At 32.2% G+C, this 21783-nt stretch carries 14 protein-coding genes; 7 read left to right on the top strand and 7 right to left on the bottom strand.

The annotated features are described in order from the left end of the window. Nucleotides 1-14: 14 nt before the first annotated feature. The gene (locus tag FUA26_RS09995; protein ID WP_147135256.1) at nt 15-6431 is read right to left on the bottom strand and encodes an alpha-2-macroglobulin family protein; all 6417 of its coding nucleotides are present in this window, start codon (nt 6429-6431) and stop codon (nt 15-17) included. A 168-nt stretch (nt 6432-6599) separates the two neighbouring features. Here FUA26_RS09995 and FUA26_RS10000 point away from each other — a divergent pair, with 168 nt between their 5' ends. Both FUA26_RS10000 and FUA26_RS10005 read left to right on the top strand, forming a co-directional pair. Continuing rightward, nucleotides 6600-7553 carry a tetratricopeptide repeat protein gene (locus FUA26_RS10000; protein ID WP_147135258.1) on the top strand — a complete coding sequence of 318 codons (954 nt, stop codon included), beginning with the start codon at nt 6600-6602 and terminating at the stop codon, nt 7551-7553. A gap of 204 nt (nt 7554-7757) precedes the next feature. Continuing rightward, nucleotides 7758-9113, top strand: coding sequence for a UDP-N-acetylmuramate--L-alanine ligase (locus FUA26_RS10005; protein ID WP_147135260.1), 1356 nt, complete (start codon nt 7758-7760; stop codon nt 9111-9113). A 7-nt stretch (nt 9114-9120) separates the two neighbouring features. Here FUA26_RS10005 and FUA26_RS10010 read toward each other — a convergent pair whose 3' ends face one another. Both FUA26_RS10010 and FUA26_RS10015 read right to left on the bottom strand, forming a co-directional pair. Then, entirely contained in the window at nt 9121-9837 is a 717-nt protein-coding gene (locus FUA26_RS10010) for a hypothetical protein (RefSeq protein ID WP_147135262.1), read from the bottom strand. A gap of 48 nt (nt 9838-9885) precedes the next feature. Beyond that, nucleotides 9886-10338, bottom strand: coding sequence for a DUF1569 domain-containing protein (locus tag FUA26_RS10015; protein WP_147135265.1), 453 nt, complete (start codon nt 10336-10338; stop codon nt 9886-9888). A 53-nt stretch (nt 10339-10391) separates the two neighbouring features. Here FUA26_RS10015 and radC point away from each other — a divergent pair, with 53 nt between their 5' ends. From radC to FUA26_RS10035, 4 genes are read left to right on the top strand one after another with little or no spacing between them, the layout of a single operon-like run. Then, nucleotides 10392-11090 carry a RadC family protein gene (radC, locus tag FUA26_RS10020; protein WP_147135268.1) on the top strand — a complete coding sequence of 233 codons (699 nt, stop codon included), beginning with the start codon at nt 10392-10394 and terminating at the stop codon, nt 11088-11090. A 26-nt stretch (nt 11091-11116) separates the two neighbouring features. Continuing rightward, the gene (locus tag FUA26_RS10025; protein ID WP_147135271.1) at nt 11117-12418 is read left to right on the top strand and encodes a polysaccharide deacetylase family protein; all 1302 of its coding nucleotides are present in this window, start codon (nt 11117-11119) and stop codon (nt 12416-12418) included. Next, complete coding sequence (locus FUA26_RS10030) at nt 12411-13097, top strand: YjjG family noncanonical pyrimidine nucleotidase (protein WP_147135273.1); 687 nt, start codon at nt 12411-12413, stop codon at nt 13095-13097. Before FUA26_RS10025 ends, FUA26_RS10030 begins: the two co-directional genes overlap by 8 nt. A gap of 43 nt (nt 13098-13140) precedes the next feature. Then, nucleotides 13141-13998 (top strand): hypothetical protein, encoded by an 858-nt coding sequence (locus tag FUA26_RS10035; protein ID WP_147135275.1) that lies wholly within the window; start codon nt 13141-13143, stop codon nt 13996-13998. A 4-nt stretch (nt 13999-14002) separates the two neighbouring features. Here the strand turns inward: FUA26_RS10035 and FUA26_RS10040 are convergent, their stop codons facing one another. Beyond that, entirely contained in the window at nt 14003-15283 is a 1281-nt protein-coding gene (locus tag FUA26_RS10040; protein ID WP_147135278.1) for a replication-associated recombination protein A, read from the bottom strand. 176 nt (nt 15284-15459) lie between these two features. Here FUA26_RS10040 and FUA26_RS10045 point away from each other — a divergent pair, with 176 nt between their 5' ends. After that, nucleotides 15460-16182 (top strand): rhomboid family intramembrane serine protease, encoded by a 723-nt coding sequence (locus FUA26_RS10045; RefSeq protein WP_147135281.1) that lies wholly within the window; start codon nt 15460-15462, stop codon nt 16180-16182. Between the two features lie 17 nt (nt 16183-16199). Here FUA26_RS10045 and rlmB read toward each other — a convergent pair whose 3' ends face one another. From rlmB to FUA26_RS10060, 3 genes are all read right to left on the bottom strand, one after another. Continuing rightward, nucleotides 16200-16946, bottom strand: a complete 747-nt coding sequence (gene rlmB, locus FUA26_RS10050; protein ID WP_147135284.1) for a 23S rRNA (guanosine(2251)-2'-O)-methyltransferase RlmB — start codon at nt 16944-16946, stop codon at nt 16200-16202. A 74-nt stretch (nt 16947-17020) separates the two neighbouring features. Next, nucleotides 17021-18496, bottom strand: coding sequence for a RagB/SusD family nutrient uptake outer membrane protein (locus tag FUA26_RS10055; protein WP_147135287.1), 1476 nt, complete (start codon nt 18494-18496; stop codon nt 17021-17023). Between the two features lie 14 nt (nt 18497-18510). Beyond that, on the bottom strand, nt 18511-21714 hold the full coding sequence (locus FUA26_RS10060) for a SusC/RagA family TonB-linked outer membrane protein (protein WP_147135293.1): 3204 nt from the start codon (nt 21712-21714) through the stop codon (nt 18511-18513). Between the last annotated feature and the right edge of the window lie 69 nt (nt 21715-21783).

The following is a 21783-nucleotide window of genomic DNA, read 5'->3' on the forward strand; positions in this document are numbered from 1 at the left end:
TTGTTTTAGTTAAATTATTTAACCTGTATCCTTACGCCTTTACTGTGACTGCTAAACTCAGGGGCATACATACTTTGTATGGTGGTAATACCGTTGCTCATGTTTCCGGCATTGTTTACGCGTAAATCATATTCAAACACAAAAACACCTTTTGGTAAATAATCAAAAAAGAAGTTTGTACTGGCATCTTTTGTACTTTCATAATAGCCTAATCCGTCGTGCCATTTGTAAGTAGATATAACGTTTATAGGTTCTAAACCAGCGGCACGCATGTCTTTCATATGTACAAATTCCATAGGTCTGTCGTTTTTAATTTCAATTCTAACCCTTACTAAATCACCAACAGTTAATGATGTTTTTGGGGTTATTTCACTAATTTCTTCACCAGTATCTGTGTGTTGTTTTAAAAATAATTTTTTAGTTATGTTTAATGATATTGCAGCTGATGTTATTTTATCTAAATCTTCAAAATATTGCCAATACAATCCGCCCCAAGCAACACCATTATCCTTTTTTGTAAGTGTAACGTTGCCCATATTGGGTTTAATTTCTTGAGCATTCCAAGAAGTTTTAAAATACCCAGTGCCGGCTTCAATTTTAGAGTTTTTTAATTTTGAAGGATTTATAATTGAACCGCCAACGGAAACATCAACCATTTCGGTAACACTAATCCAATCATTACCTTGAAGTAGTAATGCATAAACCGCCTCGGTAGTTGCCTTTGTAGTTTTCCAACGGTTAGTTTGTTTGTTTTTAAGTAGCCAAATTTTAAGATTGTCAATAGTTTCTAAATTTTTAGCTTCATTTTGAATAAGTGTACCAGTTTCAGAAAACGCTTCAATTAGTAGCGCTTGCGTTTCTATAGGTGCTTGATACCAAAACCAAGAGTTGGTATTTTCTTTCCAGTACATGCCTAACTCTTGGTTGGTAATACTGTTTTCTTTTAATGATTTTAAAATTTTCGAAGCTGTTTGTGTGTCATTAGTTCTATATGAAATTAAAGCCATTAAACCTTTAGCGTATAATGAACGGTTTAACCAGTATTTTTGAATTTGCGATTGGTAATATGCAATAATGTTTTCAACTTCTTTAGATGTTTTTATCTGCGGAAAGAAGCTTCGCATATATAAATAATGCAACTGATTATGGCTTAAATGGTCTTTATTTAAATCAATATTTTTATTATACTTTTTTAGGTTTTTGTATTCTTTTACAAAAGCTTCATCTAAAAAATTAATAGCCGTTTTAATCATTTGAGATACTTCGTTATTGTTATGAATTACCTCAAGTTTTTGCAAGTGCCCAAAACCAGTAATAATATGTTGTGTAATCCATCGGTTTTCATAGCCGCCATTAAACCAAGGCCATGCGCCCGATGACATTTGATTGTTTTTAAGTTTGTTTAAAGCCAATTGCAATTCGTTATTCATTTTGTTTAAATTGAATAATAAAGCAATGCGTTTTTTCTGTTCGGTTTCGCTTTTAGCATCACGTAACCATGGTGTTTCTTGAATTAAGATAGACTTTAATTCTTCATTTTTTTCAAGGTTAGAAATGAGCGCGTCTTGTGATGCCCACTGATTAAAAACTTCTTTTATTCTTGGGTTAGAATTTACTATATGGCTAGCCAGCGCATTGGCATAATACCTACTAAATGTTTGCTCATTACATTCATAAGGGTATTCCATTAAATATGGTAATGCTTGTACTGCATACCATGCCGGGTTTGAAGTTATTTCTAAAGTTAACTTGTGGTGTTTTAATGTAGATTTTTCGTTGTTTTTTGAAGTAGAAACAAGTTTTTCTAAAGAAAAGGTTTTTGTTTCATTGCTTTTTATCCACATGGGTAATGTTTCTGTTACCAACATGCGGTTTGAAAGTACAGGTAAGGCGTTTTGCTCGCCATCACTAAAGCTTTCAGATTTTGCAACTATTTTATATTGAATAGCTTGCACATCATCAGGTATTAATAAACGCCATGATACTTGTGTGTTGTTTTTTGATGATACTGTGAAATTTTGCGCTCTTTGAAGTGTTGAAGCGTTATTTTTAGTACTCACAAATAATTTTGATGTTATATCTTTTCCTGAAATAGCATCTGTTAAAATTAATAGCGCTTTACCTGATAATTCCTTTTCAGTAAGATTTGAAATTTTTGTACTAATACTAATGCTATCACCTTCGCGTAAAAAACGTGGCGCATTAGGTGTAACCATTAACTCTTTTTGAGTTACGGTAGTTAATGTTTTTGTAGCACTTTCTAAATTTTTAGTATGCGCTAATAATTGTAATTTCCATTGTGTTAGGGCTTCGGGTGTTGTAAAACTGAAACTTACATTGCCTTCATCATCTGTTTTTAAATGCGGAAAGAAAAAGGCGGTTTCGTTTAAGTTTTTACGGATTTTAATATTACTGAAATCTGTTTTAGTTTGTTTTTCTGGTTTGGGAGGCGCAGGTATATTAAGTTCATTGTCGTTTGCTTGCCCTTTTATCATTGCTTGCCCTTGTGATACTTCAGCTTCTTCAACCACAACTTCAGCTACGGCTCCTGTTAATTCCTTTCTTTTTTGGGTACCGTACCCAGTCACAACAACTTCATCTAATTGAGCACTATCTTCAACTAGTGTTATGTTTAATACATTGTTTTTATTAATTGTAACATTATAGTCTAAATATCCTAAAAAGCTAATTTTAAGTGTGTTTCCTTTTTTTGCTTCAATAGTAAATTTCCCATCAAAATCTGTTGTTGTTTTATTATTTGTTCCTGTAATAGTAATGTTAGCACCAGGTAATGGTTCTCCTGTTTCATCATAAATAGTACCTGTAATAATACCCTCTTTAAATGTTTTATTAAACGTTTCTTGGTGTTTTGGTGTATGTTTTGGCCTTAGCGTATTTAAATACCGGTTATAAGTCCATTTATTAAAATTCATTGAAAAACCAAACCAATTCCATGAGTCATAATACAGGTTTGGGTAATGGTGCGAAATATTGTAGTTACTATAAGTTTTAAAGCCTTTGGTACCAAAACTTTGTTGCATATTATTTCTAAAAGCGCTGTAATAATTAGGTTTGTAAATAGGGTTGAAGTGCCAGTTGTGATCTTTAAACTGGTCTAATGATGCATCATACATACTCGCTAAAAGTTCAGCACTAACTTTATCGCTTTTTGGACCTTTTATGTTAAAGCTCCAAGTTTCATTAGTTCCTGGTTGTAACCGGTCTCTAAACGTGTTGGTTTCAATTTGCAAATTTGTTATAGGGTATGGTACTGAAATGGGTAACGTACCTTGGTGTGCGCTGTTATAAGCTGCATAGCTGTAATGAATAGCAAAGCCACCAATATCATTTTGAGAAACAGGAATGCTTAATACTTTTTTATTGTTGTTTAGCTTAACTATTTGGGTTTTTATAATATCATGATTTTTTTCAATTGATACGGTTACTGCAATGTTTTTTGCTGCTGAAGCTAATGTTACATAGGCTATTTCACCTGCATTATATGTGGTTTTGTTTGTTGTAATATTGAATAATTGATTATCTGCTAAACTATCATCTTTATCACTAAACAATGTTATTTTAGTTTCGTCTTTTACCGCTTTACCAAACTTATCTTTAGTTTCTAGAATGATAATGTATTGTCCTGATTGCCATTTTTTAATTTTACCTAAATGGAGTGTTTTTGAGGTTTCAGTATTAAACGTTTTGTTTAAAACTAGTGCGCCTTTTTCCCATTCATTTGGTAAATGTTCGTTTGTGTAAGCTTCGTTTGGAAATAAGTTTTTAAAGTTTTCTTTTGAAAAATCTTGATAATCTGGTGCAGGCCATGGGCGAGGTCTTACAACGTTATTAGGGGCTTTAAGTTTATAAATTTTAATACTGCCTTTAGCAGGTGCAAATTCGCCATTTAAGTTTTTAGTTTCAATGTTTATAGTGTGTTCTTTATTACTTTTATTAAGAACACTGTTTACAATAATGTTGGCGGTTAACGCATGATAACCAACATTTACAAGTGTTGTTGCGCTTCGGGTTTCACCATTTAAATCGGTAACATCGGCGGTAATTTCATATCTGAAAATAGGAAGACTTTCTTTATCTACGCTTGAATCTGGCAGCGCTTTAAACGTAATGCTGAATTCACCATTAGCATTGGTAACTGTTTCACCGTGGGTTATTTCTTGAGGTTCACTATTAAAATTTGGTCTGTACCAATAAAACCAATGCGGGTATTGTACTTTTCGGTGTACACGGTATACAACTTTAGCATTTGTAATATTACTGCCTGTAAAAGCAATAGCATTACCTTTTACAGTTACCGAATCGTTAATTGTATAGGTTTCTTTTACGGTTTTAAATGTGGTTTCAAATTTAGGGCGTTTGTATTCTTCAACCGAGAAATAATGATTGGTGTATAAATCACTTCTATCTCCATCAATTTCAATGTAATATTGGCCATTTAAACCTGTGTTGGGTAAAATAAATTGGCCATTAACAGCGCCATATTCATTAGTTTTTAATTCTAGTTCTTTAATTTCTTCACTATTTGCGTTGTATAAAACGGCATATAAATTTTCATTGGCTAAAACTTCAGAAGTATTGTTTTTAGTTTTAAGCGCAATTGCTTTAAAAAATACCGTTTGTCCTGGTCTGTAAATACTTCTATCAGTAAAAACGAATGCTTTATATGCTGTTTTTGGTTGTTGTTTATTTTGGCGAGAACCCATCCAGTAATTACCAAAATAAGCAGTTTCATTATTGTAGCTTGCTTCTATGGTAATATTGCGGTAGTAGCTATTTGTTTTTTTAATGCTTATTCTTCCTTGACTATCTGTGGTGTAATTTTGTAGTTTTCTTTTGCCATTGTATGGTGTGCTGTATGACATTTCAATGGTGGCATTAGCCATGGGTTCACCGTTATTTCTGTTAATTAATTGGAAAATTTGATGTGTGTTATTTTCGGCATCAACCAATGCTATGTTAGTAATTTGTATGGTTGTATAGGCAAAAAATACACTATTGTTTTGTTTATTTGTAGCTAAAATAATGTAACGGCCATTATTTAATTTTGGTAATAACAACTCGGTGCTGTGTTGTAGGTAATCGTTTTCATTTCGCAGCGTATTACTCCACGATTTTGTAGCATTTAATTTGTTTAAAAATTCCCATTTATCATCTTTATTGTAAATTTTACCAAATTTTTCAAATTGTTTTTCATTAAGCTTATAGGCTTTAAAATAAAGTGAATCAATATTTTTATAGCTAACTAAAACCTTAGCATGTTGCTGTGTTGGTAAATAATTTTCGGTAGTAATGTTTAAGGTAGGTTGTAGTATTTGAGTTTTAAGTATTTTACATTTTTGGGCGCCTAAACTTTCAGAAAAATTAGTAATGGCTGTATTGCAAATAGCAAGCGCCTCTTTTGCTTTAAAACGGTGTTCCTTATTGGTTTTTGTATTATACGTTTTGCTTAAATTAACATACATAGATGCTATTTCAAAATCATATAAAGCAGATGTTTCATGTGTTTTATTTTGAAGCCTTTCGGTTTTTAAAGCGTTTAAAAGCAGTGTTTGTTGGTTGGTAAAAGTAGCGTGTGCTTCAACAAATTTTAGGCGTTCAATATTTACATTAGCTAAAGCCTTGGGGTTTTTATTTTTTAAATGAAATTGAATTAAATGTTGATAAATTTTTAAAGCCTGTAATTGTAAAGACGTACTGTCTTTTGAGGTGATATTTAAAGTAGAAAAGATTTTAGCATTGGCTAAAAAATCAGGATTATCAATTTCAAACTTATAAGCAGGTTTGGTAATGTGTGTTTCGTTGGTTTTGTAAAATTCTAAAGCATTATGGTTTAAAAAATCAAAAAGTGTTGGTCTATAAATTTTAGAGTCTTTGTGGGTGTTTAAAATGGCATCATAATTAGCTAAATTTTCTAATTGAAGCATTAATCCATTTTGTAAGGAGTTTTGGTAATGTACATGAATTTCGGTAAATAAAGTTTGTAAATCCCAGGTTCTAAAATCGGTAGTATTTATTTTTTCATCGGTTTTAGTACGGTTGTAAAATTGCCACCTATGTTGTTTAAAATACTGCCAGTATAAATTAGCTAGTAGGCTTTCTAAAACATTTTTTACAGGAAAACTGCTGGTTTCAATATTAGTTTTAAAATCATTAATTATACTTAATTGAGCATCATCTTCTAAAATTAAAGCAAACTTGCTCTTAAATAAAAGTGTTTTAATAAGTTGTGGGGCGTTATTATCTTTTTTAGCTTTAAGGGCAATATCATTAACAATTTTTAATGCAGATTTTGGTAAACCTTCAATTTCAAATTTTTCAACTTTTAGCCAAAGCGCTTCGTAATTGTTGTGTTGTGCATTGGTTATGTTGGCAAAAAATAGAATCATTAAAATAAGTAGTGAATTTTTCATGAATTGTGTGTTGTAAAAGGTTACTTTATAATAGCTTATTTTGCTAAGCTAAATTCAAAAGCCATACCAAAAAATAGCCAATGAGCAAACCTGTATTTTGGGTGAGTGAATTTACTCATTTTAAAAGAAACTTGTAATGTTTAACTTTGTGAATCCGACAAAAAACTTATGAACAAATTAATATACCTACTGTTGTTGCCCGTTTTAACTTATGGTCAGTTACATATTGAGCAAGCACAAGCCATGTTAGCAAAAAAACAGTATGCAAAAGCCGAAGTTGTTTTGGTAAAATTTGTTGAGCAAAACCCTAAAAATACTTTAGGTATAGAGCTGTTAGGTGACGCCTATGGGCATCAAAAAAAATGGGATAAAGCCATAAGTAATTACAAAGTTTTAGTTAATACCAATCCTAATAATGCCAATTACCAATATAAATATGGTGGTGCTTTGGGCATGAAAGCCCTATCGGTAAGTAAAATAAAAGCCTTAACTATTATTGATGATGTAAAAGCTGCATTTTTAAAAGCTGCCGAATTAGATAAAGAACACGTTGATGCCCGTTGGGCTTTGGTAGAATTATACATGCAACTACCCGGTATAATAGGCGGCAGTAAAAGCAAAGCATTGCACTATGCCAATGAGTTGCAAAACCTTTCAAAAGTAGATGGCTATTTAGCAAAAGGCTATATTTATGAATACGATAAAGAACCCGAACAAGCTGAGAAATACTATAAATTAGCACTAAATACTGGCGGCTCTGTAACGTGTTTTGAAAAATTAACCAATTTTTACGAAAAGCAAAATAAACCCCAAAAAGCCATAGAAAATATTGAGCACGCTTACCAAAAACACAACCGTAACGCCATGCATTATCAAATAGGAAAAGTGTGTGCAGACTATAATATTCAATTAGAAAAAGGCGAAAAATGTTTACATGCTTATATTAAAAATCATTCGGTTAAAGACGGTGTGCCTATTGAATGGGCGTATTTTAGATTAGCGCAAATTCACAAAAACAAATTAGATAAAACAGCGGCATTAAAATGGATAGACAAAGCCCTAGCAACCCGTGCAAACTTTAAACAAGCCAAAGAAGAAAAAGCAAAAATATTAAAACTTTAAGTTATGGGCGTTACCCATAAGGGGTCGGGCTTTCGGCAGTCGCTTTTTGCTCGTGCCTCACAAAAGAGCTCCAACAAATGCCTCAATCCCTAACGCAAATCAAAACCAACTAAATTATACCAATATCATTAAGGTATTAAACTTTTCAACAGTTAAACTTTGTACTTTGAAATTAGAAACAGATATTTGTTGTAAAGCAACAATATGAACGTACATTTTATAGCTATAGGTGGCGCTGCAATGCATAATTTAGCATTGGCATTACACAACAAAGGATACCACGTAACTGGTAGCGATGATACTATTTTTGAGCCTTCAAAATCTAGATTACAAGCAAAAGGCCTATTGCCAAATGCGTTTGGATGGTTTCCTAATAAAATTACAAGTAATTTAGATGCTATTGTACTGGGTATGCATGCCAAAGAAGATAACCCAGAATTATTAAAAGCTCAAGAATTAGGTGTAAAAATATATAGCTATCCAGAGTTTTTGTATGAGCAAAGTAAACACAAAACCCGCGTGGTTATTGGTGGTAGCCATGGTAAAACAACCATTACATCAATGATTTTACACGTTATGCATTACCATGACAAAGATGTAGATTATATGGTAGGCGCACAGTTAGAAGGTTTTGATGTTATGGTGAAGCTTACCGAAGAAAATGATTTTATTGTGCTTGAAGGCGATGAATACCTAAGTTCACCCATTGATAGGCGTCCAAAATTCCATTTATACAAACCAAACATTGCGTTGTTAAGCGGTATAGCATGGGATCATATTAATGTATTTCCTACCTATGAAAATTATGTAGAACAGTTCAGTATTTTTGTAGATTCTATTGTAAGCGGTGGTAGTATAAATTTTAACGAAGAAGATGCTGAGGTAAAGCGCGTAGTTGAAGCAAGTAATAATACCATTAGAAAAATACCATACCAAACACCCCAATATACCGTTGTAAATGGCGAAACACTTTTAGAAACCCCTGAAGGAGATTTGCCTATTGAAGTATTTGGCAAACATAACCTTAATAATTTAGCTGGAGCCAAATGGATTTGTCAGCACATGGGTATTCAAGAAGATGAGTTTTATGAAGCTATAGCCACTTTTAAAGGCGCTAGTAAACGACTAGAAAAAATAGCCGAAAGCTCAAATAGTGTTGCTTATAAAGACTTTGCACATTCTCCAAGTAAAGTAGAAGCAACCACAAAAGCGGTAAAAGAACAGTATGAAAATAGAACCTTAGTGGCTTGTTTAGAATTGCATACCTACAGCAGTTTAAATGCCGAGTTTTTAAAGGAATACAAAGGCACATTAAATGCTGCCGATGTTGCAGTTGTATTTTATTCACCTCATGCCGTTGAAATTAAAAAACTTGATGCCGTTTCACATGAACAAATAGCTGATGCTTTTCAACGAGAGGATTTAATAATTTACACAAACCCTGATGATTTTAAAAACTATCTGTTCTCTCAAAAATTTGATAATAAAGCCTTATTATTAATGAGTAGCGGTAATTATGGCGGCTTGGATTTTGATGCCATTAAAGGATTGATAGAGTAGTAGATATTTATGCTGTTTCAAAAACAGGGACAATATTTTCAAGTTTAGCAAAACTTAAAGAAAATCCGTTATCTCTTATATCGTCTAATAGCCATTTTCCTTCGTTATATTCCATAATCCAAATTTTGGTTTCATCATCAAAACCTCTTTTGCCTTCAACAATTTTTCTAGTTTGTTTGTTAATTAAATAATCTTCAATATTTGCGGTTATGCTAAAAGCAATTTTAGAACCTTCAAAATTTTTACTATCAGATATCTCAAGGTATAAAGGCTTAACGTTTTTAATACGTTCTAATTTGCAAATGTTTTTAAGGTTTTCGCTTTTCCATCGGTCTAAATGAATTAGTTGTTGGTTTTGCCAATACCAATGGTTAACATAGTTAGATACTTCACTCATGTCCTCTTTATCCCAAGCTATATGTACTCTACTAAACACATTAGAAACATTTTTTTGAATGTTTAACCACATAAAGTCTTTGTTAATTCTGCCAAGTTTAGCTAACTGTTTTTTTGCTTTTCTAACAGCAATAAATTCAATAGTTTTTATATAAAATATTAGAGGAAGTAAAATTATTGCCAGAAGAGACATTATTAATTTACCCCACCAAGTTTTAAATAGTGCTTTGGCTACAGTGCCTCCTGGACCTGCATAAACAGGGTCAATAAATAAAAAAAGTATGAAAAATATACTTAAAATTAATGTGATTTTTTGCTGTTGTTTCATGTTTTTTAGTAGCAATTTTAGTGTCTTTAGTTTATTTTAATAGGGTGGTTAAACTCCAAATTGTTTAAAGTGGTGATCTAGGTGTTTATATTGAGCTTTTCCCCATTGGTCTGCAGTAAAACTTCCAAAAATAGGATGCTTCTTTTTTGGTTCAAAATAACCTTTTGAGCTACTCATTTTTTCAATTTTTTCATTCAGAATGTTTTTTTCAGTATCAAAATCTTTTTGGCCAGCAATAACAAACTCATTAGCGGTTGGTAAGCCCTGTTTCCAAGGTTTATCATTATATAAACTGGGCGCTACCATTTTCATCATTAATCCTACTAAAAAGTTAGGTTTTTTTATTGTTATTTCATCAAGGGCTAAAGCTATAGGTCTTTGGCAATGCACAAGCATTTGGTTAACATTCATTTTACCCCATTTTGCTTGAGATTTTGGTGATAATTTATTCAGCCTATTAAGTATTTCAGCTTTTGCTTCTTTTTCAAATAAAGATTTCATGGGTAAGTTAATTTATTATTGCAGCAGTAATTTACAATAATTATCTTTATCAAATGCAAGAAAAAAGCACATCGTTTTCAATAAAAAATTGGTCACAAGATGATCAGCCCCGTGAAAAGTTACTCTACAAAGGAAAAACAGCGTTAAGTGATGCCGAATTAGTGGCTATTTTAATTGGCTCAGGGAATAGAAACGAGAGTGCTGTAGCACTTTGCAAACGTATTTTAGCTAGTGTTGACAATAATTTAAGTGAACTTGGTAAATTATCTATTAAGCAACTCATGGCATTTAAAGGTATTGGTGAAGCTAAAGCTATAACTATTGCCGCAGCTTTAGAGTTGGGAAGAAGAAGGCGAGGTGAAGAAGCACTGCAGAAAAAACAAATAACTTCAAGTATCTCAGTTTTTGAGCTCATGCAACCCATAATTGGTGAGCTGCAGCATGAAGAGTTTTGGATTATCTATTTAAATAATTCAAATAAAGTTTTACAAAAAAATCAGTTAAGTAAAGGCGGTATAACAGGTACTTTGGTTGATGTACGTTTGGTATTTAAACAAGCTTTAGAGCTAGGTGCTACTGCTTTAATTTTGGTACATAATCATCCATCAGGAACTTTAAAACCAAGTGAAGCCGATAAACAAATTACTAACAAACTTAAAATTGCAGCACAAAGTTTAGATATTAAAGTGTTAGATCACTTAATTATTACTGAAAAAGCCTATTTTAGTTTTGCCGATGAAGCTATTCTATAGGTATTCAAATAAATTTTAAAGTTGTAATGTTATTAGTTTATACACATAAAATATCACCCAGAGTTAAGTATGCTTTTAAGCATGTTTGTACGCGTGTTTTAGGTATAGATGTAGATTTTACAACAACTATTGAAAAATTTATAGCGCATGATAGCCTAAAAATGTCATATACCAAACAACAGTTAGGAAATGAGTTTTTTATAAAAAGTCATGAAATAATGTTTGAGCAAGGGTTGTCTGATATCAGTATAAACGTGCATGAATGGGAAAACACCAAATGCTTTTTTTATACAGGTGAAAAAAGCGCTATCCCTTTTGATATATTTTCGGCCGCATTTTACCTGCTTTCTCGTTATGAAGAGTATTTGCCACATGTAAAAGATGAATACGGCCGCTTTACAGCAACACAAAGTTTAGCGTATAAACACGGTTTTTTACACCAACCTGTTGTAGATATTTGGGCATATAAATTTAAAGCAGCATTACAGCAACAGTTTCCAGATTTTGAATTCCCAAATAGAACATATAGTATAAAACCCATTATTGATGTACCCTGTGCTTATAATTACAAACTAAAGGGCATTGTACGCACAATGGGCGGCGTTGTTAAAGATGTGCTCAGATTTAGGTTTAAAAGTTTATACTTAAGGTTTGCAGTGCTTTTAGGCTTAAAGCATGACCCATATGACGCGTTTAAGTATATAATAAACAGACAAAAATCTAGCAATTATAAATTTTTGTTTTTCTTTTTAATTGGCGATTATTCTACTTTTGATAAAGGTATAAATCCGAATAAAAAAAACTTTATATCGTTAATTAAACATGTTGCCGATTATTGCAATGTAGGGCTTAAAGTATCTTATTTTGCTATTGATGATGTTGAAATTCTTAAAAAAGAAAAAAACAGAATGGAGTCTATAGTAAACATGACCTTGCAAGCCTCAAGGCATTCATTTTCTAGATTAAATCTGCCTGAATCTTACAGGAATTTAGTGGATTTAGAAATTAATGAAGATTATAGTATGGGTTATGTAAATCATGCCGGTTTCAGGGCAGGTTCATGCACACCTTTTCTATTTTATGATTTAGATTATGAGGTGCAAACACCTTTAATGATTCACCCGTACCATATTATGGATTTTGTGCTGTTGCAAAACCGTTCATTGTTAGATAAAAAACAAACACTTTACAAAATTATTAACCAAGTTAAGCAAGTAAATGGACAGTTTGTGCCTGTTTTTCATAATTACACCTTTTCTGATGTTTACAGATGGAAAGGATTTAAAGAACTATTTAATATAATAATAGAATCTGCTCAAAATGACTGAAAATATAACTGATGTTTTTTTTGATTTAGACCATACGCTATGGGATTTTGATAAAAACTCTGCACTTACCTTCAATAAAATATTCACACTAAATAATATTGATATTAATGTTGATGAGTTTTTGAAAGCTTACGAGCCTATAAACCTTAACTATTGGAAACTATATCGTGAAGAAAAAATAGATAAAGAATCATTACGTTTTGGCAGACTACATGATGCTTTTTCAGCGTTAAGTAAAAATGTTGAAAAAGACCTTATTTTAAAACTATCCAACGATTATATTACACATTTATCAAGCTATAATTATTTGCTAGATAATGCCATAAATGTTTTAAATTACCTAAAAAACCAGTATAAATTACATATTATAACAAATGGGTTTGATGAGGTTCAGCATAAAAAATTAACAAAATCTAATATTTTACATTACTTCAAAACCGTAACAAATTCTGAAATGGTAGGCGTTAAAAAACCAAATCCTAAAATATTCAATTTTGCTTTAAATAAAGCGCAAGTTAATCCTGAAAATAGTATTATGATAGGAGATAGTTATGAAGCCGATATTATAGGCGCTCAAAATATAGGTATGCATGTAATTTACTTAAAAGTGAATAATACACCTTACGTTAATGGCGTTAAAACAATAGATAATTTACTTCAGTTAAAAAAATATTTATAATAAAACGTATATTTACAATTACCACTAATAATAAAATATTACAATGAAATTTAAGTTTATATCAATACTAGTTACATGTTTACTTTTTACATCAGTTTATGCGCAACAAAATTTGAATAATTATAAATATATAATTGTACCTAATAAGTTTGATTTTTTAAAAGAAAAAAACCAATATCAACTAAATGGTTTAGCGCAATTTTTATTTAATAAATACGGTTTTACCGCCATTATGGAAGGTGAAGAATATCCAGATGATTTAAAATTTAATCGTTGCTTAGGTTTACGTTCAGATGTTTTAAAAGATTCAGGTATGTTTAAAACGAAGTTGCAAGTTGAATTAAAAGATTGTAATGATAGAGTAGTGTACACATCGCCTGTTGGAGAAAGTAGAGAAAAAGAATATGACAAAGCTTATAACTTAGCTTTAAGAGCTGCTTTTAATCATATTGCAAACTTAAATTACACGTATAAACCAAGTGAGGCAATTACATCAATTTCTACAGTAGCAAAAGCACAACCACAAAATTCTTCTGAAAAAAATGAAGTATCAAAAGAAATAGAAGCTTTAAAAGCTGAAATAGAAAGCTTAAAAACTTCAAAAAAACAAGTAGCAGAAGTTAATACGCCCACTCAAACACCAACAGAAACACCAAAAGTTACAACAAAAGTAGAGCAACAACCAACCAGTAATGTTTTATATGCACAAGCTATTGAAAATGGCTTTCAGTTAGTTGATAGCTCACCTAAAGTAGTTTATAAAATTAAGGCCACAGGTTTAAATAATGTGTATTTAGTTGAAAACACATCGGCTATTTTATACAAAAAAGAAAGCGTTTGGGTTTTAGAGTATTACCAAAATAGCCAGTTAAAACAGGAAACACTTAACATTAAATTTTAATTTTTTAATAATTGTATTTGTCTTTCCAGCGTTGTTTTAAAAATTCACGGTGCGCGTTTTCGCGTGCATTATTTCCGGGTTTATAAAATGTAGTGTTTTTTATTTCATTTGGTAAAAATTCTTGTTCGGCAAAATTGTTTTCGTAATTATGTGCGTATTTGTAGTTTTCGCCATAACCAAGTTCTTTCATAAGTTTTGTTGGGGCATTTCTAATAGTTAAAGGCACACTTAAATCACCAGTTTCGCGTACTTTTTGTTGCGCTTCGTTTATAGCCATATACGCTGCGTTACTTTTAGGTGAGCAAGCTAAATATGTGGCGCATTGACTTAAAATAATACGAGATTCAGGAAACCCAATAGTTGAAACCGCTTGAAACGTGTTATTAGCAATAACCAAAGCCGTAGGGTTGGCATTACCTATATCTTCACTAGCCGAAATTAGCAAACGGCGTGCAATAAACTTTATATCTTCGCCGCCTTCAATCATTCTAGCTAGCCAATACACAGCGCCATTGGGATCACTACCTCTAATAGACTTAATAAAAGCCGAAATAATATCATAATGCTGCTCACCAGTTTTATCGTAGCGTACGGTGTTATTTTGTACCTTATCAAGCACAACAGCATCAGTAATTACAATTTTTTTATCGTCTTCAAAGGTGCTTACAATAAGTTCAAAAACATTTAAAAGTTTGCGTCCGTCACCTCCAGAAAGTCTCAAAAGCGCAGCAGTTTCCTTTAATGTAATATTTTTTTTAGCTAAAAATTCATCATGTTTAATAGCGCGGTTAAGTAGCGTTTCTAAATCTTTCTTTTCAAAAGCATTTAAAATATATACTTGACAGCGCGATAGTAGTGCAGAAATAACCTCAAAACTTGGGTTTTCAGTAGTAGCGCCAATTAGTGTAACCCAACCTTTTTCAACAGCTTGTAATAATGAATCTTGTTGCGATTTGCTAAACCTATGAATTTCATCAATAAACAAAATAGGGTTTTTAGTAGTAAAAAGCCCACCACTTTGTTTCGCCTTTTCAATAACCTCTCTAACCTCTTTAACACCAGAACTTATGGCACTTAAAGTATAAAAAGGTCTGCCAGATTGTGTAGCAATAATATTAGCAAGTGTTGTTTTGCCAGTACCAGGTGGCCCCCAAAAAATCATAGACGGAATTAAACCATGCTCTAAACTCTTAGTTAAAGCACCGTTTTCACCAACCAAATGCTTTTGGCTTACATAATCTTGCAGTTTTTTAGGACGTAATCTCTCAGCTAAAGGTTCATTCATACAGTAAAATTAATCTATTTTTTTGTTTTAGCGTGCCCCAAATGCATTTGGGTCGGGCTTTCCGCTAAATCTTTTTTTCGTGCCTCAAAAAAGGATACCGCTGCAATCCCTCACGCAGGTATCTGCCAAAATAACATCTTTATCATAATTGGTTTACTATTTGCTATTTTAGTAGTATGAGCAGCAAGCACTTTAAATTTAGTACAGGCGTAATAGCATATCCAATATTTTTTGTATTAATAATATGGTCTGTTATGTCTTTTGAAGTGCAATTTCATGCAAATTTCAATAAATATGGTATTTATCCTTTAACCCTAAAAGGCTTACGGGGTGTTGTATTTAGTCCATTTATTCATGGCAGTATAGCGCACTTATACCATAATACTGTGCCGCTTTTTGTATTAACAATGGCCTTGTTTTATTTCTACAGGCCAATAGCATGGAAAGTTTTACTATACGGTATTTTACTATCAGGCTTTTTAACTTGGTGCATTGGCAGACCATCATACCATATTGGCGCTAGCGGACTTATTTATGTGCTTGTAAGTTTTACATTTTTCAAAGGAATTTTTGCAAAACATTACCGTTTAATAGCGCTTAGCTTATTGGTGGTGTTTTTATATGGCAGTATGGTTTGGTATGTAATGCCTATAAAAGAAGGTGTCTCTTGGGAAGGGCATTTATCGGGTTTAATAACAGGTTTGTTGTTTGCTATGTTTTTTAAGAATAATATAGCAAAACCTAAAAAGTACGATTGGGAAAAGGATGATTATAATGAAAACGATGATCCTTTTTTAAAGCATTTTGATGAAAATGGTAACTTTATTGAAACTAAACCACCAGAAGAAACTCAAGAAAATGCAACAATAAATTACATTTATAAAGAGGAAAATAAATAATATTAAAAATACAATTATTAATTGCTAATAGAAATTCTTTGTCTAACAGCTTCGTATAAAAATGCACCACAAGCTACAGATACGTTTAATGATTCAATATCACCCAATAACGGTAGTTTTGCTTTTTCATCTACAACTTTTAATGTAGACGGATTTATACCTCTATCCTCAGAACCCATAATGATAGCACATGGCTCTTTAAATGATATATCATACAGTGAATTTTCTGTTTTTTCAGTTGCAGCAATTACTTTAATACCCGACGCTTGCATGTAAAAAACGGCATCTTTAATATGGTCAACTTTACATAAAGGTATTTTAAAAACAGCTCCTGCACTTGTTTTAATAGTATCACCATTTACAGGTGCTCCGCCTTTTTTCTGGAAAATAATACCGTTTACTCCTGTACATTCAGCAGTTCTAATTATAGCACCAAAATTTCTAACATCACTAAGCTGATCTAAAAGTAAAAATAACGGTGTTTTACCGGCTTCAATAGTGTTTAAAACCAAATCTTCAATATTAAAAAAATCAACAGGTGAAATGTTTGCAACTGCACCTTGATGATTTTTTTTTGTGAGCCTATTTAATTTTTCAATAGGTACATAAGCCATGTTGATGCTTTGCTTTCTAATAAGAGTTTCTAATTCAGAATATAAATCACCTTTTAATCCTTTTTGTAAGAAAACTTTATCTATTGTTTTATCAGCGTTTATGGCTTCAATAATGGCTCTTATACCGAATATTTGTGTTTGGTTTTGCATGGGGTAAAGGTAAAAAAAAACCAGAGAAATTATTTTCTCTGGTTTAATTTAAAAATTAATATAATTAAAGTGGCTTAGTTTGAAGCATCAACCTCTCTAATAGGAATTTGATAAATCATTTTTTCATCTAAAGCAGGGATAACTAAATCTGCACCAGGCATTACTAAGTTCTCTCTACCATCTTTTCTATCTAATCCAACACCTAATCTAGCCATATCAAAAGAAGCAACACCGTCACCCCATAATTCTATGCGTCTGTACATTAGAATTTCATCAATTAAATCTTGACCAGTTTTAGTAGATAATGTATAGTTTTCATCTCTAACAGAATTCAAATCGAAAAGTACTTGTTGCGCTTCAGTATCTTTGTTCTGTCTAGCCAAAGCTTCAGCTTTTGTAAGATAGAACTCTGTATTTCTTAAATAAATGTAATCACCAATAAAAACTCCAGGACCTGGTTGTGCTATAAATTTTAAACTAGTGTATTTAGGGGTTATGTTATAGTGCCCCCAAGTACCAGGTACTAAAATTACACCAGGGTCGTATTGCTGGTCTGCAAACCAACCTTTTCTAAGATCAGTGTCAGGTATCATGTCATAAAGGTTTGAATTTACAGTTTTAAAATGATTCCAACCACTGTAACCATCGTTTATTTGGCTTACATGAGAGAAGAAAGACTGATAAACTTCACTTGTTGCTTCAGTTACTTCAGCACCCCAGATAACTTCTGATAATGCAAGCTCATCAAAACCGTGCATAACATCACTTTCTATACTACCAACAGACATAGCAATATCTGCATATTTTTCTGCTTCAGTCCAGTTTTCATAAGTTAAATGATAACGCGCTAAATATGCGGCAACTACACTTGCATCAACTTCTTCTTTTGATTCTCTTGCGTAGTTTTCCAAACCATTATAAGCTATTGTTAAATCATCTAAGATAAGTTGTTTTACTTCCCCTACTGTAGATTTAGGTTGGCCAACAAAATCACCAAAATCTATAGGAATAGCTTCTGTATCATCACTAGCTTTTGTGTGTTGATAAATTCTTAACAAATAGAAGTATGCTATTGCTCTATAAGTGTGTGATTTGTATTTGAATATTAATGTTTCTTCAGGTGAACCTTCTGGTATTGTATTAATAATTCCATTTGCATTATTTATAACTTTATAGAAGAACTCCCACATGAAGTCATTGTCATTTGATGTAAGGATGATATTATCATAATTGTTGAAAGCACCAAACCAAGTGTTTCTACTCATATCCATATCATTACTTCTTAAATCCATTCCTAGATCAACTGCTTTTATACCGAATTCATCAGTAACAGCTTCACCATCTCTTAGGTATGATAGTATTGCCCCATCAAGTGCTTGTAAGCCAACTGTACCACCGGCAGCATTGTTAGCTTCAGCATGAGAAGAAGTTAGGTATCTTTCTTCTTCAAAATCTCTGTCAAAATCAGCACACGAAACGAAAAGTGTTAATGTGATGATGTAAGCAAAGCATCTGCTAAAATTCAATTTTATAAATTTATTTTCTTTCATCTTTTTCATTTTTTTTAATTAAGATTTATATTGACACCAAAAGCAATAGTTCTGTTGGCTCCATACTCAGCAGAAGAAGATCCAACTGAGTTTAGACGTGGGTCATAACCTTGTCTAGCTCTATATAACAAAAATGCGTTATTAACTGTTCCGTAAAATCTAACATTTTCAATGTGGTATTTTTTCAAGGCTTCGGTTTGTAATGTATATCCGAAGTTTATGTTATTTAAACTTAAATAACTTAGGTCTACAAGCCACATATCAGAAATTCTGTATTGATCAGGACTTAAAGGATCAACCCTTGGTAAGCTAGCTGTTGGGTTATCTACAGTCCAAGTTTTATTGTAATCAGCAAAGTTAGTTACATTTTGTGTGGCTCCTAATAATCCAAAATATTCGTTATCAATACCATATCCACCAACTTGGTAGGCGAATTGTAAACCAAGAGAGAAATTACCTAAGGTTATGTTAGTGCCAAAACCACCTGTAATATCAGGAATAGCGGTTTTATCTAAAAACGTTCTTCCGTTGCTTACAGCATCAGCGTAATCTTCAGTTATAATTCTTTCTCCTGTAGTTTCATCAGTAGTGTAGTACTGAGCATTACCATTATCAGCATTTACACCGGCAGATTGAACCATGAAATAATCATAAATACTTCTACCTACAACTCTACGGAAATTACCTGATTGGATCGAATCTCTCGGTAATTCTGTAATTTCATTTTTAAGAGTAGAAACGTTAGCATTAAAAGTAACGTTAAATTTTTCTTTTTTAACAGCATTCCATGAAACTTCAGCTTCAAAACCACTGTTTACCATAGAACCAAAATTTTCAGGTCTAGAGGCTTGTCCTGTAGATAACTGTAATGGATTGTTGAATAATAAATCTTCAGACTTTTTTCTGTAGTAGCCTAGAGATAAATTAAGACTATTGAATAAGCTCATTTCATAAGCTATATCAAGACTTGCTGCCTTTTCCCAAGTAATCTCTTTACTTCCTAAGCTATATAGCGTTTGTGTTAACTGCCCATTATTTTCTCCAATTGAATATTGGTTTTCATAGGCAACTAAGTTTCTTGTAGTTGTTCCTTCATAAAAAATTCTATCATTACCTGTTGTACCGTAGTTTAGTGCTAACTTAGCATAATTGATAGTTGATGAATTACTTAAGAAATCCTCGTTGCTAATTATCCAAGAGGCACCTGCAGACCAAAATGTACCCCAACGAGCATCTGGATGGAAAACAGAAGAAGCATCATGTCTTGCTGTTAAATTTGCATAGTAAGTATTGTCTAAACCATAAATAAATCTTGAGAAATAACCTTCTGTAGTATAGTTTGTATTATAATTACTTGCTGAAGCGTATACAGAAGTATTATCTAAAATAGGGCTGAAATTCCCTATGATGTTTCTTTTAGAAAGTGAGAGTGTAGTGAAGTTTTCTTCGTAGGTTTCATGACCTAAAAGCACATCAAAACTATGAATTCCAAATTCTTTATTCCATGTTAATAATTGCTGATTAGTAAAGGCAGAAAAATTATCTCTATTGTTGGTTAATAAACCATTGTTAGCCTCAGCGAAAGCACCAGCTCCAGGTTTTGTGAAATCAGTACCTTTATCAATTTCAGTCAAGTAGTTCATTACATATTGAAATTTAAATCCAAAAGGTAAATCTACTTGAGCTCTTAATGCTGCATTGAAATTGTCTCTGTCATTGGTTTCTTCAGTATTTTCAATAACGGCAAGTGGGTGTTCACCCGGTGCATAGTTTCTTGGACCCCTACTTGTACCGTTAGCAAAGTTTTGTGGCTGACCAAAATCATAAGCATAGCCATTTGGGTTGTTGGGATTTAATATATGATTCCAGTTTTCATCATATTGATATACAGGATAAATTGGTGCAATTCTTCTGTTCCAGAAAAATGCATTTGCAAAGTTTGTTGTTGGCACGCCAGCAGCATCAACTGTACTAGGCACAGCTTGACTTTTAGATTTTGCGTAGGCAACATCTCCAGATAAAGTGATAATTTCAGCAATATTTGTTGCATTTACTTTTAATCTAGTTGTGTGTCTTTTAAAGTTACTTCTTACAGTGTATCCATTATTTTCTTCAGTTCCTAAAGAAAAGTAATAGTCAATGTTTTCAGAACCTCCTGATATATTTAAATTAGTAGAACTAAAAGAAGCATTATCTCTAAATAGAGCATCTTCCCATCTATCGTTAACTAATAAATTTGCAGAAGTATTTAGTCTTCCAGTTGTAGGGTCAATTAAAACATTATCTGCAACATCGTATAAGTTGTAACCCAACCTATCAATTAAATTATCTGAAGCAAATTGTCTAGCTTGTTCAATAGTTATAGGTGTACCTGCTTCGTTTTGACGATAAAATTCTGAGTTAGTTAATACACTATGGTACGCTTCATAAAATTCTTGTGGCGATTCAGTAATATTATATTCTTTGGTTGCTCTTTGAGTTAAACCGTACCTAGTATCAAAGCTGATTTTAGGTTTTCTATTCTTTTTACCAGTTTTTGTTGTAATTAATAAAACACCATTAGATGCTTTGTTTCCATATAACGATGTAGAAGAAGCATCTTTCAAAACTGTAGTTGATTCAATATCTTGAGGGTTAATACTACTTAAACTACCTGAGTAAGGAACTCCATCAAGAACAATAAGAGGAGCGCTATCAGCATTAATAGAGCCAAAACCTCTAATTCTAATTAAAGGATCTGAACCTGGTTGACCATTAGCTTGAATAACTCTAAGTCCTGATACTAAGCCTTCTAAGCTTTTTACAGGGTTTGAAAATGTTGCATTTTCAATTTGATCAGATTTAATTACACTAACAGAACCTGTAATTGATTCTCTTTTTTGTGTACCATAAGCAACAACAACAACTTCTTCTAATGCTGCTGCATCTTCACTCATTACTATATTAATTGTGTTTGAAGCTCCAACAGTTACTTCTTTGGTAATATAGCCTACAAAACTATAGACCAATGTGGCACCTTGGCTAGCTGTTATGGTATATTTACCATCAAAATCTGTTGAGGTTCCTGATGTTGACCCTTTTACTAATACTGTAGTTCCTGGCAACGGTAATCCGCTTTCATCACTAACAACACCAGAAATTTTTTTGTCTTGAGCAAAAGAGATTTGCACAACAAACGCTAGGAATAGCATTAAAATTCCTTTAAACTTTGTTTTCATATTTATAATTATTTGAATTAGTCAACTCCAAAAATCATAATAAAATGTTAATAAAACAATAAATTTGAC

Source organism: Seonamhaeicola algicola, assembly GCF_007997385.1.
GTDB classification, from domain to species: domain Bacteria; phylum Bacteroidota; class Bacteroidia; order Flavobacteriales; family Flavobacteriaceae; genus Seonamhaeicola; species Seonamhaeicola algicola.